The organism is Janthinobacterium sp. PSRC1-1, assembly GCF_049897525.1.
Taxonomy (GTDB): Bacteria; Pseudomonadota; Gammaproteobacteria; order Burkholderiales; family Burkholderiaceae_D; genus Janthinobacterium; species Janthinobacterium tructae.
Genome location: NZ_JAFCWK010000008.1, coordinates 1 through 14,509, shown reverse-complemented (window position 1 = coordinate 14,509; position 14,509 = coordinate 1). Strand labels below are relative to the sequence as shown.

Annotated in this window: 14 protein-coding genes and 1 riboswitch; of the genes, 1 reads left to right on the top strand and 13 read right to left on the bottom strand. The window is 64.3% G+C overall.

Going from position 1 to position 14,509, the window contains the following annotated elements; genetic code table 11:
* The first annotated feature begins 72 nt into the window (after positions 1-72).
* A complete protein-coding gene (locus ACP7DW_RS18230; protein WP_426056202.1) occupies positions 73-1,245 on the top strand; it encodes a hypothetical protein in 1,173 nt (390 codons plus the stop codon).
* Here ACP7DW_RS18230 and ACP7DW_RS18225 read toward each other — a convergent pair whose 3' ends face one another.
* From ACP7DW_RS18225 to cobT, 13 genes are all read right to left on the bottom strand, one after another.
* Complete coding sequence (locus ACP7DW_RS18225) at positions 1,246-2,700, bottom strand: cobyric acid synthase (protein WP_426056203.1); 1,455 nt, start codon at positions 2,698-2,700, stop codon at positions 1,246-1,248. It lies immediately after the preceding gene.
* Positions 2,697-3,503 carry an ABC transporter substrate-binding protein gene (locus ACP7DW_RS18220; protein ID WP_426056204.1) on the bottom strand — a complete coding sequence of 269 codons (807 nt, stop codon included), beginning with the start codon at positions 3,501-3,503 and terminating at the stop codon, positions 2,697-2,699. Before ACP7DW_RS18220 ends, ACP7DW_RS18225 begins: the two co-directional genes overlap by 4 nt.
* Positions 3,500-4,411, bottom strand: coding sequence for a cobalamin-binding protein (locus ACP7DW_RS18215; RefSeq protein ID WP_426056205.1), 912 nt, complete (start codon positions 4,409-4,411; stop codon positions 3,500-3,502). Before ACP7DW_RS18215 ends, ACP7DW_RS18220 begins: the two co-directional genes overlap by 4 nt.
* Positions 4,408-5,394 carry a threonine-phosphate decarboxylase CobD gene (gene cobD / locus ACP7DW_RS18210; RefSeq protein WP_426056206.1) on the bottom strand — a complete coding sequence of 329 codons (987 nt, stop codon included), beginning with the start codon at positions 5,392-5,394 and terminating at the stop codon, positions 4,408-4,410. The genes ACP7DW_RS18215 and cobD overlap by 4 nt, the downstream gene beginning before the upstream one ends.
* Positions 5,387-6,340 carry an adenosylcobinamide-phosphate synthase CbiB gene (gene cbiB, locus ACP7DW_RS18205; protein ID WP_426056207.1) on the bottom strand — a complete coding sequence of 318 codons (954 nt, stop codon included), beginning with the start codon at positions 6,338-6,340 and terminating at the stop codon, positions 5,387-5,389. Before cbiB ends, cobD begins: the two co-directional genes overlap by 8 nt.
* The gene (gene cobU / locus ACP7DW_RS18200; RefSeq protein WP_426056208.1) at positions 6,334-6,900 is read right to left on the bottom strand and encodes a bifunctional adenosylcobinamide kinase/adenosylcobinamide-phosphate guanylyltransferase; all 567 of its coding nucleotides are present in this window, start codon (positions 6,898-6,900) and stop codon (positions 6,334-6,336) included. The genes cbiB and cobU overlap by 7 nt, the downstream gene beginning before the upstream one ends.
* A 7-nt stretch (positions 6,901-6,907) precedes the next feature.
* Complete coding sequence (cobO, locus tag ACP7DW_RS18195) at positions 6,908-7,546, bottom strand: cob(I)yrinic acid a,c-diamide adenosyltransferase (RefSeq protein WP_426056209.1); 639 nt, start codon at positions 7,544-7,546, stop codon at positions 6,908-6,910.
* A gap of 2 nt (positions 7,547-7,548) precedes the next feature.
* Positions 7,549-8,316, bottom strand: a complete 768-nt coding sequence (locus tag ACP7DW_RS18190; RefSeq protein ID WP_426056210.1) for an ABC transporter ATP-binding protein — start codon at positions 8,314-8,316, stop codon at positions 7,549-7,551.
* 7 nt (positions 8,317-8,323) lie between these two features.
* On the bottom strand, positions 8,324-9,349 hold the full coding sequence (locus ACP7DW_RS18185; RefSeq protein ID WP_282408048.1) for a FecCD family ABC transporter permease: 1,026 nt from the start codon (positions 9,347-9,349) through the stop codon (positions 8,324-8,326).
* A gap of 88 nt (positions 9,350-9,437) precedes the next feature.
* Positions 9,438-11,309: a TonB-dependent receptor domain-containing protein gene (locus ACP7DW_RS18180; protein WP_426056211.1), complete on the bottom strand. Its 1,872-nt coding sequence runs from the start codon at positions 11,307-11,309 to the stop codon at positions 9,438-9,440.
* Between the two features lie 127 nt (positions 11,310-11,436).
* Positions 11,437-11,678, bottom strand: a riboswitch (cobalamin riboswitch).
* A gap of 44 nt (positions 11,679-11,722) precedes the next feature.
* Positions 11,723-12,277 carry a histidine phosphatase family protein gene (locus ACP7DW_RS18175; protein ID WP_426056212.1) on the bottom strand — a complete coding sequence of 185 codons (555 nt, stop codon included), beginning with the start codon at positions 12,275-12,277 and terminating at the stop codon, positions 11,723-11,725.
* A gap of 1 nt (position 12,278) precedes the next feature.
* Positions 12,279-13,085: an adenosylcobinamide-GDP ribazoletransferase gene (locus ACP7DW_RS18170; protein ID WP_426056213.1), complete on the bottom strand. Its 807-nt coding sequence runs from the start codon at positions 13,083-13,085 to the stop codon at positions 12,279-12,281.
* A 4-nt stretch (positions 13,086-13,089) separates the two neighbouring features.
* Complete coding sequence (gene cobT, locus ACP7DW_RS18165; RefSeq protein WP_426056214.1) at positions 13,090-14,130, bottom strand: nicotinate-nucleotide--dimethylbenzimidazole phosphoribosyltransferase; 1,041 nt, start codon at positions 14,128-14,130, stop codon at positions 13,090-13,092.
* Positions 14,131-14,509 lie beyond the last annotated feature (379 nt).

Sequence of the window (14,509 nt, the reverse complement as noted above, 5' to 3'; positions counted from 1 at the left end):
GCAATAGATTGCGGGCAAGGCTAGCATGTGCTTCTGGCAGCTCCGCCTCCTCTTTCCCGAAAGTCACACCACATGAAAAATGCATTTACGTTCCTTGTCCTGGGCGCGGCCCTGTCCGCATGCGGTGGCGGCAGCGATGGCGGCACGCCGGAAGCACCAGTCACGCCGCCCGTCGTGGTCACACCACCTGTCGTGGTGACGCCGCCCGTCGTCGCCGCCGACAGCGTGACGGTGGCGTCAGTTGCCGTGGCGAAAGAGGCTGGCCTGAATGTCATTGCCGGCGCCAGTGCTGACGAAAGCGTGTATGACGTGGCCGCCGATATCGGCGACACCTGGCGCATCACGTTTGACAGCGTCAAGAAAACCTATGCCATCCGTGTCCTGTCGACGCAGTTCGGCTTGAGCGACCGCAGCGGCACGTTCAGCGCTACCACCACCGGCAATCTGACCACCTACACGGCAACGGATTTCAGCGTTACCGTCGATGCGCGCACGCGTCTGCTGTCGGGCAATATCAAATTGGGTAACATGGTCTCGACCGTCAGCGGCAGCGGCTATGCGGTCGGTGACGTGGCCAAGTTGGCCGGCAACTATATTTTCCTGGGTGCCATGCGCAATGCATCGAACGGCGCTGACCGCTTCAATCCGAAAGGCAGTCTCAAGATCGCAGCCGACGGAGCGGCCCAACTGTGCAATGGCGGCGTGTTCAATGCGCAAGGCGTGTGCTCCGCGGTATCGCCGCAGCTGGAAGCGGAAAACGCCAGCCTGACCCTGGTCAAGGATGCGAAGACCGGCTTGCTCGTCGCCCGCCAGGGTGGCCAGGACTTCGGCATCGTGCACGTGCACGCCGGGGACCGGGGGCTGGCGCTGTTCATCGATCGCTACAGCCGCAACCAGCAGAACGTGTTACGCGTGGGCACTATCGTGGCGGCCAAACAGCAGAAGATCGGCACGGAACTCAATGGCAGCTATGCCTGCGCGGCGTCGGGCATCAGCGCGAACATCGTCGTTGCCGGCAGCACCGCCACCCTGACGAATAACACGACCGGCAAGACGCATGCGGAAACCATCACCGTCAACAAGCTGGGCCTGGGCGCGCAAGCCGTCGATTTCGATGGCGTCGCCGTGTTCAAGGACCCCGCCGATGTGCCGGCCGATTATTCGATGTTCATGCCCGTGTCGTCGAGCATGGCAGTCGAGTTTTCGACCGACCGTTCGTACATGGGCATGTGCCTGAAAAAATAGTCAGCGCTTGATTTGCTCCAGGGCGGCCAGCAGCGGGATGGCCGCGTCGGCGATGCGCTCCAGGCTGGCCTCGCGCAGGGCGGCGGTGTCCACCGTGTGGCCGGAGTCCAGCCCCGCCCAGCGCAGCAGCGCGGAACATGCGGCGGGCGTGTCGAACATGCCGTGCAAATAGCTGCCCAGGATTTGCCCGTCGCCCGATACGGCCCCCTCGGGTCGTCCATCGATCATGAACGCCGGCTGCCGCAGGGCGGCGCCCTGCGAGACGCCCATGTGGATTTCATAGCCGGCCACGCGCGCATCGTCCGCGCCGGCAAACGTGCAGTGGCCGGCCACCTGTTGCAGGCGCTTTTCCGCCGTCAATTCAGTCACCATGTCGAGCAGGCCCAGTGCCTTCGATTCTCCAGCCACCCCTTCCACACCCAGCGGGTCGTGTACGGATTCCCCCAGCATCTGGAAGCCGCCGCAAATGCCGAGTACCTTGCCGCCGTAGCGCAGGTGCTTCGCCAGATAGGCGGGCCAGCCCTGCTGCTGCAGCCAGTCCAGATCGCCGCGCGTGTTCTTGCTGCCCGGCAGGATCACCAGGTCGGCCGGCGGAATCGGCTGCCCCTGCTGGATGAATTGCAGGTCGATGCCGGGGTGGGCGCGCAGCGCGTCGACATCCGTGTGGTTGCTGATGCGCGGCAGTTGCGGCACCACCACCTTGAAGGCGCCGCGTTCTGTCTGTATCGCGTCGACGGCGTCTTCCGCGTCGAGGAACAAGCCTTGCAGGTAGGGCAGCACGGCCAGCACGGGCTTGCCAGTCTGCTGCTCCAGCCAGTCGATGCCCGGTTGCAGCAGCGAGATGTCGCCGCGGAAGCGGTTGATGACAAAGCCGAGGATGCGCGCGCGCTCGCTGTCGGACAAACACGCCAGGGTGCCGATGATGTGCGCGAAGACGCCGCCACGGTCGATGTCGGCCACCAGGATCACGGGACAGTCGACGGCTTCCGCAAAGCCCATGTTGGCGATGTCGCGCGCGCGCAGGTTGACTTCGGCGGGGCTGCCGGCGCCTTCGACGATGACGGCGGCATATTGCTGGCGCAGTCGCGCGTACGATTCGAGTACGGCGCCCATGGCGATGGTCTTGTATTGCTGGTAGTCGCGCGCATCCATTTCGGCGCGCACCTTGCCATGGATGATCACCTGCGCGCCCGTGTTCGACGACGGTTTCAATAGTACCGGGTTCATGTCGGTGTGCGGCGCGATGCCGCAGGCCAGTGCCTGCAAGGCTTGCGCGCGGCCGATTTCTCCGCCGTCCGCCGTCACGGCGCTATTCAAGGCCATGTTTTGCGGCTTGAAGGGCGCTACCGTCACGCCGCGGCGCATCAATAATCGGCACAGGGCTGCAACGACGGTGCTCTTGCCCGCGTCGGACGTCGTGCCCTGCACCATCAGGGCGGGGAAGGGGGTGTTCATGGCTGGCGCTCCTGCCGCTCTTGCCACCGCGCGATGATGTCGCTGATCTGGCGTAACCCCTCTGTAATGGCGGCCGGACCGGGCGACAGGATGTCGGGCGACTTGATCTCGAACAGCATCTGGTTTTTCACGGCGGGAATCGCCTCCCAGCCCGGGCGTGCCGCCAGTTGCGCGGGCTGGAACTTCTTGCCGCACCAGCTGGCGAGGATGATGTCGGGCGCGCGCCGCACCACCTCCTGAGGATCGCCGATGATGCGCTCTTTCGCGCCCGGATGCACAGACAATTCCGGGAAGGCGTCCGTGCCGCCGGCGATGCCGATCAACTCCGCCGCCCAGCCGATGCCGCTCATCAGGGGGTCATTCCACTCTTCAAAGTACATCACGGGCTGGCGCGTCCAGGCGGCGGCGCGGGCCCGGGCGGCGGCGATGTCCGCGCGCAGGCTGGCGATCAGTTCGTGGCCGGCATCCTCGCGCTGCACCAGCGCGGCCAGTACGGCGATCATGCGCAGGATGCCGTCCACCGTGCGCTGGTTGAACTGGTGTACTTCGATGCCGGCCTTGACCAGGTCACGGCAGATATCGGCCTGCATGTCGCAAAAGCCGATCACGAGATCCGGTTTCACTGCCAGTATGCGTTCCAGGTTCGTCGACGAAAAGCCGCTGATCTTGGTTTTTTCCTCGCGTGCGCGGGCAGGGCGCACGGTGAAGCCGGAAATGCCTGCGATGACGTCTTGCGCGCCCAGCGCATACAGCGTTTCCACGGCTTCCGTCGACAGGCAGGCGATGCGCTGATAGTGACTCATGGCGCCGTCTTGGCTGCGGGAGCGCTGCGGCGCTGGCGGGCCACCTCCAGTTGTTCGCACATGGCGGCCGTGCCTTCGATCATGCGCGGACCGGCGCGGTTCAGCAGGTCGCCATTCAGGCGGAACAGATTATTCCTGCGCACGGCCGTCATCGAGGGGAAGGCGCGCCACATGGCCAGGCCGCCTTCGCTGCGCGGATCGCTTTTTTCGCTGGTGCCGAAGATGGCTTCCGGGTCTTCCTGCAGCACGCCTTCCGGCGTGACGACGGGCGCCACCACCTTCATCGCGGCAAAGATATTCTGCGCGCCGCACACGCGCATGGAGTCGCTGATGATGCTCGCGCCGCTCAAGGTGTACAGGGGCTTGTCCCACACCTGGTAAAACACGCGCACGGGCGGGCGCTGCGCATATTGCGCCGTCAGGCTGGCCAGTTTGGCGCGCAGCTGCGCGGCGGCCGGCTTGGCGGTTTTTTCCGTTCCCATCAGCTGGCCCAGGCGCTCCATGCTGTCCGGGATGTCGGCCAGCTTGCGCGGCTCGCTGTGATAAATCGGCACCTTCAGCTGGCGCAGCATGGCGATCTGGCGCTCGGCGCTGCCATGCATCCACACGACGATCAGGTCCGGCTTCATGGCGATGATGCGCTCCATGTCGTACTGGCGGTTGTCGCCTACCTGCGGGATTTTTTTCGCCGCTTCCGGATAGTCGCTATAGCTGACGACGCCGGCGATTTTCTCGCCGCCACCGGCTGCGAACAGCAGCTCCGTGACGTGCGGCGCCAGCGCCAGGATGCGCTGCGCGGGCCTGGCCAGGGTGACGGCATTGCCATCGTCATCGCGCACGGTGATGGCGGCGTGCGCCTGGGTCGAGATCAGTCCCGCCAGTAGCAGTGCTGTTTTCAAGTGGTTCATCGCTTCTTCCATGTGGTGAGTGCCTGTTCCAGCTGGAGCCAGGCGTCTTCGTTCGGCGGCAAGCCCAGGCGGATGCCGTAGGCGGCGTGGCGGAACAGGCGCACCCAGATGCCCTGCTGCGCCATGTGGCGCCAGAAGGCTTCGGCGTCTTCTTCCGGCCACCATTGAAACAGCGCGCAACCGCCGCTGGCGATGCCGTGGCTGGCGAGCAGCTGGCGCAGGCGTTCGCCTTCTTCACGCAGGCGCAGGCGCATCGCATCCTGCCAGCGCGCGTCGGTCAGCGCGGCCAGGGCCACTTGCTGCGCCGGGCCGCTGACGGTCCATGGCCCCAGCATGTCGGCCAGCTTGCTGAGCAGCTCGGGATGGGCGGCGACAAAGCCCAGGCGCAGTCCCGCCAGGCCGAAGAATTTGCCGACCGAGCGCAGCACGATGAGTCCCGGCTGGCCCGCATGCGGTCCCAGGCCGGCTTGCGCCTGCGTGTCGCCAAACGCTTCATCGACCACCAGCCAGCCGCCGCGCTGGGCCAGCCTGTTTGCCCAGTCCAGCAGCACCTCGGGCGCGATGTGCGCGCCGGTGGGGTTGTTCGGGTTGCAGACAACCAGCACGTCGCAGTGGTCGACGGCATCGGCCAGCTGCGCATACGGTACATGCCGCAAGCTGTGGCCGTGCTGGCCCCAGTGGTGCGCGTGTTCCGCGTATGAGGGCGCGGCGACGACCACGCAGGATGGCGCGCGCAGCCGGGGCAAGGCCTGGATGGCCGCCTGCGTGCCGGCCACCGGCAGCATGGCTGGCGCGTGATAGTAGGCACAGGCGGCGGCGACCAGCGCCGGGTTGCTTTCCGGCAGACGGTGCCAGGCGCTGGCGCTGCTGGCGGGCACGGGATAGCCGTGCGGATTGATGCCGGTCGACAGGTCGATCCAGTCGGCCAGTGGTCGTCCATATTCGCGCGCGGCGTCGCGCAGGTTGCCGCCATGTTCAAGCAAGGTATTTCCCCCGCAGGTAATACAGCCCGGCCAGCAGCGCCACCCAGATCAGCCACAGCACGGCCGTTTCGGCCACCAGGCGCCAGGCGCGGTCGATGTCGCGCGCTTCGGCCGGACGGCCGGCGCCCAGCGGCGGGCGGCGTTCCAGCGCGCCGTCGTAGATGGCGTCGCCACCCAGGGCCAGGCCCAGGGCGCCGGCGCCGCTGGCCATCACGGGCCCCGCGTTCGGGCTGCCCCAGCTGGGGGCCTGGCTGCGCCAGCACTGCCAGGCGCGTTTTTTATCCGCCATGCTCTTGCCCAGCAAGACATAGGACAGGGCCGTCAGGCGCGCCGGCAGGTAATTCAATAGGTCGTCGATGCGCGCGGCGCAGCAGCCGAACCAGTCGTAGCGTGCGTTGCGGTAGCCCCACATGGCGTCGAGGGTATTGGCCAGCCTGAATAGCACGGCGCCGGGGCCGCCCGCCACGGCAAACCAGAACAGGGTGCCGAAGACGGCGTCGTTGCCGTTTTCCAGCAGCGATTCCGTGCTGGCCTTGGCCAGGCTGGCCGCGTCGGCGTTGGCCGTGTCGCGGCTGACGATGCGCGCCGTCAGCAGGCGCGCGTTGCCCAGGTCATCCATGGCCAGGGCATCGGCGATCGGTTGATTGTGGTCGCGCAGGCTGCGCAAGCCGAGGCACAGGTACAGCAGGAAGACATGCAGGACCGCACCCGCCATGCCGCACAGCCACCAGGCGGCATAGCTGATCGGCAGCACGGCCAGCGACCACGCCAGCGCGCCGCGCAGAAAACGCCCACGGCCCCGGTTCAGCAGGTGTTCGAGCGCGCTGGCGAGGCGGCCAAAGCCCACCAGCGGATGCCAGCGGCGCGTCTCGCCCAGGATCAGATCGAGCAGCACGCCGGCCGTCATCAGGCCTGCCAGCATGGGCAGCGACAGGCCGCTCAGCATGGGGCGCCTTTCAGGTACAGCGGCAGGCCGGCGGCGACAAAGACAGCCTTGTCGCACACGGCCGCCACGGCCTGGTTCAGGCGGCCCGCTTCATCGGTGAAGCAGCGCGAGATGGCGCCATACGGCACGATGCCCATGCCCACTTCGTTCGATACCAGAATAAGGTCGCAGCCGCTGTCTTCGATTTCGGCAAGCGCGTACAGCAGGTGCGCGCGCTCGCTGTGGAACAGTTCGGGCAGGGCGATGTCACCCACGTCCGGGTAAGCCTCGCCAGTGGAAAACATCAGATTCGTCAGCCACAGGGTCAGGCAGTCGACCAGCAGCAGGCGCCCGGGCAGTGCTTCCCGCAGGATGGCGTCGCCCAGGCGCAGCGGTTCTTCCAGTGTCGCCCACTCGACCGGGCGCTGCGCACGGTGGTGCCTGACGCGCGTGACCATCTCCTCATCGCCCGCCTGCGCGGTGGCGATGTAGACCACTTCCTTGCCCGACTCGCGGGCCAGCTTTTCCGCAAAGGCGCTCTTGCCGGAACGGGCGCCGCCGAAGACCAGGGTGCGCGTCATGGCGCTGTTACCACTCGGTGCCGGCTTGCGCGCCGATGCCGGCCGCATAGGCATGCTTGACGACGGCCATGTCGGTGACGGTGTCGGCGATGGCGATCAATTCGTCCGGTGCGCCACGGCCCGTGATGACCACGTGCTGCATGGCCGGGCGTTCCAGCAGGTCGGCGATGACCTTATGCACGTCGAGGTAGTTGTACTTGAGGGCGATATTGAGTTCGTCGAACAGCACCAGGCCGTAGCTGGGGTCGGCCAGGAAGGTCTTCGCCTGCTCCCATGCCAGTTCGGCTTTTTCGATGTCGCGTTCGCGGTTCTGCGTTTCCCAGGTATAGCCTTCGCCCATCGCATGAAAGCTGATTTCGTCGGGGAAGCGGCGCAGGAATTTTTCTTCGCCCGTCGACATGGCGCCCTTGATGAACTGCACCACGCCCACCTTCATGCCGTGGCCCATGGCGCGGATGGCCATGCCGAAGCCGCTCGAACTCTTGCCTTTGCCATTGCCCGTGTTGACGATGATGATGCCGATTTCCTTGTCGGCCTTGGCGATGGCCGCGTCGATGATGGCCTTCTTGCGCTCCATGCGCACGCGGTGGCGTTCGTTGACAGCTGCGGTATTGGCTGCGGTGTCCGCGTTGATGTTGTTGCTCATGTTTAATCCTCTTTCGGTATGAATATCTTGCGTTTGCCGTGGGCGATGATCTCGATCGGGTGGCCCAGGTAGTCGCCCAGGATGGAGGCCTGCATCACCTCGGCCACGGAGCCGGCCAGCCAGCCGCCGTCGCCCATCAGCAGCAGCGCATGGGTCGAGACGCTGTGCGCCAGGTTCAGGTCATGGCCCACCATCACCACGGTTTTATTCTGTTCGCGGCACAGTGTCGACAGCAGGCGCATGACGCTGACCTGGTGCGCCAGGTCCAGCGCATTGGCCGGCTCGTCCAGCAGCAGCAGGGGCGTATCCTGCGCCAGCATGGCGGCAATCGCCACGCGCTGGCGTTCGCCGCCGGACAGGCTGCGCACGTCGCGCTCGGCCAGGTGTTCCACTTCCATCGATGCCAGCGCGGCCAGGGCGATGCGCTGGTCGTCGCTGCCTTCCCAATAATGGTTGTCGTGATACGGGTGGCGCGCCGACAGCACGGTTTCGATGACGCGGTACGAGAATGCATCGTGGCGCGCCTGCGCCAGGAAGGCGCGTTCACGCGCCAGCTCCTCCAGCGGCCAGTCGGCCAGGGCGCGGTCCTGTATCGTGACGTGGCCCGCATCGGGTTCGCGCAAGCCGGCCAGCGCGCGCAGCAAGGTGCTCTTGCCAGCGCCATTGCGGCCTATCACGCTCCAGCATTCGCCATCCCTGATGTGCCAGGTGAGGTTTTCCACCAGGCAGCGCGTGCCTGCTTTCAGGCCGAGTTGGTGGGTGCGGATCATGCTTGTTTCATCCTCTGCGCAAGCGGTGCAATTGGTACAGGAAGACGGGCGCGCCTATCATGGCCGTGACCACGCCGACGGGCAGCTGCAACGGTGCCAGCACGGTACGCGCCAAGGTATCGGCCAGCACCAGGAAGGTGCCGCCGGCCAGTGCGGCGGCCGGTATCAGCAGGCGATGATCGGGGCCGCAGGCAAAGCGCAGCGCATGCGGCACGATCAGGCCGACAAAACCCACGCTGCCGGCACTGGTGACGGCGCTGGCCGTGAGCAGGCCGGAACAGAAGAACAGGCCTTTGCGCAACGCGCCCACGCGCACGCCCAGCGTGCTGGCCGCTTCCGCGTGCAGGGCCATGACGTTCAGCGAGCGCGCGCAGCGCAGCGCAAAGACCAGAGCGCCGGCCAGGACCAGCCAGGGCATCAGCCGCGCGGGCGCGCCGGCCAGGTCGCCGATCATCCAGAACACCATGCTGCGCAAGCGGCTCTCAGGGGCAATCGACAGCATCAGGGTGACGATGGCCATGCAGGCCGAGGCCAGGATCACGCCCGTCAGCAGCAAGAGCGAGGCGCCGCCTTCGGCAGCCGTGCCGCCGCGCAGGTCGCGGCGGGCAAAGAAATACAGCAGCATCGATACGCCGACGGCGCCGGCAAAGGCGGCAGCGTCGACCACCCACAGCGCGCACATGAACAGCAGCGCGGCCAGCGCGCCGACGGAGGCGCCGGCGGAAATGCCCAACACGTACGGGTCGGCCAGGGGATTGCGCAGCAGCGCCTGCATCATGACGCCGGCCAAGGAGAGCGCCGCGCCGGTGACAAACGCGGTTAGCGCGCGGCCCAGGCGCAGGTCGAGCAGGGTGGCGGCGAGGGTATCGGTCTTGCCCTGCACCACATGGAACAGGGCGGACGGCAGGTCGGCGAGCGGAATCGCGATCGAACCGATCATGCCGGAGAAAATCAGACTGGCAATTGCGCACACGATCAGCACCGTGAGGATCACGGTGGCGCGGTGGCGCATGTTGCGGAAAAATGGGTGCATGTACTGCCTTAAAAACGGGGACTGCAGAACTGCATCTGCGGGCGACGGCGGCATGCCATCGCCCGCAGCTTACATCATGACGACGGGGTTATTTCATGCCGTAGCGTACGCCGACGAAGACTTTCGAACCTGGTGTCGCGTAGAAGCGCGCCAGTTCGTAATCCTTGTTGGCGATGTTGTTCCAGCGCGCCAGCACCGACCAGTCGCGGGTGAACTGGTAGGTGGCGTACAGATTGACCAGGCCATATCCGCCCAGGACGTTCTTGTTGGCGGCATCATCGAAACGCTTGCCCGACAATTGCCACTCGGCGCCCGACGTCAGCGCGCCAGCCGTGTAGTCGACGGCGAAGTTGGCGTGCTGCTTGGCGCGGCGTACCAGTTGCTTGTCCTTGGTTTCATCGCGCGGGTCTTGCAGGTCGATGTTGCCGCTGACGTTGAAAGCGCCGAACTTGCGTGCGCCAGCAATCGTCAGGCCTTCCAGCAGCGCCTTGTTGACGTTGTAGGCGCAGCCGTAGCCGGTGAACAGCGGATCGGGACAAGGCGAGGCATTTACCAGCAGGTCGCTGACCTTGTTGTGGTAATAGCTGGCGCTCAGTTTCGACACGCCGTCGTCGTAGCGCAGACCCACTTCGGCGTTGCGGCCCTGTTCCGGCTTGTTCGTCGCCAGGCCATAGCCCGGGTAGTACAGCTCATTGAAGGTCGGTGCGCGGAAGCTGGTGCCGTAGCTGGCGTTGGCGCGCAGTGCGTTGGTGATGTGGTAGCCGTAGGCGACGCTGCCCGTGTTGTGCGTGCCGAATGCCGAGCTGTCATCACGGCGGCCGCTGATGCTGACCAGGTGCGCGCCGCGTACCAGGTTGTACGATGCAGCGAAGGATTTGGTGTTGCGTCCGCCGGTGACTTCTTTATTCAGGGTCGACGTCACGTCTTCATCGCGGTAGCTGGCCAGCAGTTGCAGGTTGTCGCGGCCGAAGCGGATGTCATTTTGCCAGGTCAGGTCGGTCTGCTTGGTGTTGATCTGGCTCTTGCTCCACGAATCGGTGCCGCCATCATTGCCGGCCTTGTCGCGCGCTTCCGCATAACGCAGTTCACTGGTCCAGTTGGGCAGAAATTCGTTCTTCGTGAAGACGGAGACGTTTTCCAGTTTCTCGTTGCTGCGTGCATCGTAGCCAGGACCGGCGTCATACTGCGCTTTCAATTCGCTATTCAGGAATGTCAGGCCCACTTCATGGCCTTTGGCCATCTGATAGCCGAACTGGCCGCTGAAGCTTTCCTTGTCGTAGCCGTCTTTGTCTGGATTGTAGGTGTATTCAGGCGATGCGCCGAGTTTCGAGGCCGAGAAACCATCCGATTTTTCCTTGCCAGCCGCCAGCGCATAGCTGAAGCTGTTCGGGCCAGCGGTGGAACCGGCCACTTGCGCTTCGACCTGGCGCGTGTTGTTGCTGCCGTAACCGGCGAAGGCGGAGACGCGCGTGGCGCCATCGCCTTTTTTCGTGAAGATCTGGATCACACCGCCGATGGCGTCCGCGCCGTACATGGTGCTCAGTGGACCATAGACGATTTCAATGTGGTCGATGCTGGAAAGGGGCAGGGCGCTCCAGTTGGCCGTACCCAAAGTGGATGAGCCAATGCGCACGCCGTCAACCAGCACGATATTCTGGCTGCTGTTCGCGCCCCGGATGAATACGCTGGCAGAGGTGCCTGGGCCGCCGTTACGCGCCACTTCGATGCCGCGTTGTTTTTGCAGCAGATCGACAATCGAGCTGGCGCCCGAACGCGCGATGTCTTCCGAGCGGATGGTCTGCGTATCGCTCAAGACTTCGCTCAGGTGCTGTGGGTAGCGGCTGGCGGTGACGACGATCGGATCGAAGGTATCTGGCGTGGCTTGGGCGAAAGCGGCAGGCGCGGCAATGGCTAGCGCGAGCGACGTGAGGGCCGCGTGGCGGGAAACAGCATGGGTCATGATAATTTTCAGTAAGTAATATGCAACCAGCCGACGTCCCCGTAGGCCAGATTGAACAGAAGTGGGAACTGAAGATGACGATCGAAGATGGCCATGGGCCATTCGGATCGCGAACATCCCCGTTCGCACACTTCCACCTGTCCTGGCCGGTATCCGGGCTGGCAAGTACCGCTATCCCACCTTCCCATGCTCGATGATTGCAAGCACAGTGGTTGTCAGAGATAGCTTGTCGTCCGCTTCCTGTCGGGAGGGGCGACACTTGCTTACCGTTGCGGGGGCAGCACACGCTCGCCGCGGGAGCGGCATCGTGTTTCCCGTTTAACTGCGCTCATGGACATGAGCGCGGGCACCAAAACCCGGTCATTATACGTGCAGTGGGCGTGGACTGAAATGGCTGGCTGGACGATTCGATATCAGAAATCGACGACAACCGTCGCGCCGTAGGCGATTTTATGGGCGGAACGGGCGGCCATCAGGGCGGTTTCTTCCAATGGCAACCGGGCTTGCAGTGCCGACAGCAGCCGGATGGTGCCCGCGTGGCAGATGATGACTGCCGTTTCGTGTTGTTCACGCAACAGATCGCCTAAAAACGCATCGACGCGGGCGGCCATCGCCAGCACATTCTCACCCTCGCCGGGACGGTACCAGGCCAGATCGGCGGCCCAGGCATCGATGTCCGCGCGTGCAATCGCGTGCCAGGGCTGCATTTCCCACGCGCCGAAATCCATCTCGGCCAGCCGCGCGTCGAAGTGCAAGCCGCTGGAAGGCAAGTCTTGCGCCAATGCTGTCGCCAGGCCGGCGCAGCGGCGCAGCGGGCTGGCATACAGCGGCACGCCGGCCGGCAGCGTTGCTTGCAGGCTGGCGCGCGCCGAGGCCATTTCGTGCGATGCCACTGCCACGTCGCTGCGGCCATAGCAGGTGCCGCTGGTCACCTGCGGTGCGGGGTGGCGCACTAAAATCAGTCGCATGTTAATAGAAGCGTATGGAAGGCTGGAAGCTGGACAGGATGGCCAGGTAAATCGCCACTTCCGCCAGTTGCTGTACTGCGCCCAGGCAGTCGCCCGTGTAGCCTTGCAGGCGGCGCTGGCATTTGCGGCCCAGCCAGAATGCGGCAGCTGCCGCCACCACGATGGCAAAGACCAGCGCAGCCCAGTTAACTATCCCCAGCACGCCGCAGGCGATGGCGGGCAACAGCGCGCAGGTAGCGGCGATGATGAACTCTCCGCCAGTCATTTCTTGCGCCATCGGCTTGGCCTTGCCTTCGTCGCGCGCATAGTCCATGACCCAGATCAGCGAGACGGCGGCCAGGCGAGACAAAGGATGGGCGATGAACAGTGTCGCCACGACGATGTGTGGCGGCAGCGAAGCGAGCGCCGCGCATTTGATGGCGAGCAGGCAGATGATGCCGATGGCGCCATATGCGCCGATGCGCGAATCCTTCATGATTTCCAGTACCCGCTCGCGCGTCAGCCCACCGCCAAAGCCATCGCACATGTCGGCGAAGCCGTCTTCATGGAAGGCGCCCGTCAGATAAATGCCGGCGGCGACGGCCAGCAGCACGGCCACCGCCGAAGGCAGGAGCCAGCTGGCCAGCAGATACACTGCGCCGGAAATGGCCGCCACCACCACGCCGACCAGCGGGAAGTAGCGCGAGGCGTGCTGCAACCAGGCCGGTTCGAAACCCACCCAGCGCGGAATCGGCAGGCGCGTGAAGAACTGCAGCGCAATGAAGAAGAGGCGGCACTGATGGACTGCGGCGGAAACGGGATTGGTCATGGTCTTAGTCTGGCGTGGACTTTTCGCTGACCTGGGCCGAGGCGAAGGTCGCCATCTCGCGCATGAAGTTGACGGCCGCGTGCAGCAGCGGCAAGGCCAGGGCGGAACCGGTGCCTTCGCCGAGGCGCAAATCGAGGTGCAGCAGCGGACGCGCACCCAGGCTGGCCAGCAGCTGGCGGTGGCCGTTTTCATCGGAACAGTGCGAAAACACGCAGTAATCGAGGATGGCTGGTTGCAGACGGGCCGCCACCAGCAAGGCGCTGCTGACGATGAAGCCGTCGATCAGCAAAATCATGCGCCGTTCGGCCGCTTTGAGCATGGCGCCTGCCATCATGGCGATCTCGAAACCGCCGAAGGTAGCCAGTACGTCGAGTGGAGCATTGACTGCCGCATGATGGGCGACCGCCGCTTCGATCACCTGCTGTTTGTGCAAGATGCCTTCCTTTGACAGGCCGGTGCCGGCGCCCACGCAATCGGCAACGGGTGTTTGCGTCAGCTTGTGCATCAGCGCGGCGGCGGCGGTGGTGTTGCCGATACCCATTTCACCAAAGCCCAGCACATTGCCATCGAGCGTGGCGGCCAGGTCCATCCCCGCCTGCATGGCGGCGATGCACTGTTCCTTGCTCATGGCGGGTTCCTTGGCAAAGTTGCGCGTGCCTGGACCCTGCTTGCGGTCGAGCAAGCCGTCGCGCGGGCCGAAGTCGTGATTGACGCCCGCATCTACTATATGTAAGGCGCAATTGTTCTGACGGGCAAAGACATTGATGGCGGCGCCGTCGGCCAGGAAATTTTCCACCATTTGCCAGGTCACGCTTTGTGGATAGGCGGAAATGCCTTCGGCGACGACGCCATGGTCGGCCGCAAAAACGATGATGGCAGGCTGGTGTAGTGCCAGTTGCGTGCTTTGCTGGATCAGGCCGATCTGGCGGGCCAGCGTTTCCAGTAGCCCCAGGCTGCCCAGCGGCTTGGTCTTGCTATTGATGGCATGTTCGAGTGCGCTGGCCAGTGCGGGATTGGCGGTGGGGGTGATGTGTGGGATAGGCATGAGAGTCAAAGTGGGTGAGGCAGGGGATTGTTGGTGCTACGATATCACACAGCAATATTTGCTCAGCTGCAAAATAGCCCTTGTGGGACGCGCAGCCCAAGGCTATAATTCGCTCCCTCGCTGAACGATGCATGCAAATGCTGAGTGAAGTGGGAAAAAAAGAAGGTTGACGAAATGCTGAAAAAGCTTCATACTCTTCCTTCTTCGCAGCTGACAAACACAACGCTTTGTCGATAGCGCGAGAGCAGTAGCCGAATACAGTTCTTTAACAATTAACAGTCGATAAGTGTGGGCATTTGATGTAAGTGCAGCGTCAATCTTCGGATTGGCGTCTAACTTAAAATATCAAATGTTCACAAGAAATAATGAAATAGGATAC